Below are 1,382 nucleotides of genomic sequence, written 5' to 3'. Positions count from 1 at the left end.
TTTCAGCCACATTTCCGCCCTACCAAAATCGAGTGGGCAGGGCTGAAACCAAAAACACACGCGATAAAGCGGCGTGATCTGCACCACATCGAGACAATTGAGGCGGTAGATTAGAGCGCGGGAGCCATCAAGTGATTTTGGGTTATATCGTTATAGGCGTTTTTGCAGGGCTCAGCGCCTTTGTCGTCGCTTTGCTGAAGGGGTATTCGTTCTTTTCCGCTGTTGGATTGTACATGCTGGTCGGCTCGACAGGTACACTTGGCGCAGCGCTGGTCTTCTTTGCCGTCGATAGCGTCATGCGCCGGATCAGACGCCAGCGCACAACCTCCTCAAGCGCACCGCACAAGGCAGACGCGCTCCCCGCCGGCCCGAGCGAATGGATGCCCGGCGCGGCCACGAGCGGCGCAATTCGCATTCTGGTGGTCGATGACGATCCCTTCATCCGTGACATCGTGCCGACCATCGCTCAGAACGTAGGATTTGCCGATATCACAGTGGCCGCAAGCGCCGAGGATGCGCTTGATATCGTCGCCGCAAGCCCGAGCCCGTTTGACTGCCTGTTGCTTGATATCCAGATGCCGGGCATGGACGGGATCGAGCTTTGCGCCCGGATCCGCAGTTTTGCCGCCTATAAGGACGCGCCGATCCTCATGCTGACCGGGATGCGCGACATCGAAAGCCTCGGGAGCGCCTACAAGGCGGGTGCTACGGATTTCGTGACCAAACCTTTCGAAATCGCCGCCTTCGAAAATCGACTCAAATCAGTGCATAAGCATTGCACGCTGCGCCGCAACGAGCGGCTGGCCGCGATTGCCGACGGCATCCCGCGCCAGAACAAGACCGGCAAGGTGGGGCTGTTCGACACGCTGGTTCATGGCGCCCTGCCGAATCTGATCGACCACCAGTCGCTACACAACTACCTGCGCCAGATGCCGGCCTCCGCCACGACACAAGCCCGCGTCACCGCCTTCAAGATCGACCAGCTCGACCTGATCTATCAAAAGTCATCTTCGGCGCAATTCCTCGCCCTTCTCTCGGAAATCGCCGAAAGCACTGCCAAGATCTTTGCTTCCAACGGGTTTCTGATTGCCTATTTCGGCAATGGCATCTTCGTCACCGTCACCAACCAGCCCCGCGACATCGGCGCGGTGGAATTCGAGATGGAAACCGGACGGCTGCTGAACAACCGGCTCGCAGCGCTCGCGGCTGATCTCAAGATCGCATTCCACGTTGTGGTGGGCGCATCGGTGCAACCGCCCGCCCGCGCGACCAATCGCGCCGAGACCACAATCCAGCAGGCCCTTGGCACGGTTGAGGCGCGTTTCAGCTCCCCGAGCCGCGCCGCACTGCGCCTTCTGGGCTAAGACACCCCCCTGCCCCGT

Annotated in this window: 1 protein-coding gene; it reads left to right on the top strand. The window is 60.1% G+C overall.

All coding sequences use genetic code 11. The annotated features are described in order from the left end of the window. Positions 1 to 131 precede the first annotated feature (131 nt). Entirely contained in the window at positions 132 to 1,364 is a 1,233-nt protein-coding gene (locus DT23_RS18775) for a response regulator (RefSeq protein WP_051697408.1), read from the top strand. The last annotated feature ends 18 nt before the right edge of the window (positions 1,365 to 1,382 follow it).

The sequence above is a fragment of the Thioclava indica genome (assembly GCF_000714545.1).
GTDB lineage: Bacteria > Pseudomonadota > Alphaproteobacteria > Rhodobacterales > Rhodobacteraceae > Thioclava > Thioclava indica.
The sequence above is the reverse complement of the archived record's forward strand: the minus strand, read 5'-3'. Positions and strand labels throughout refer to the sequence as shown.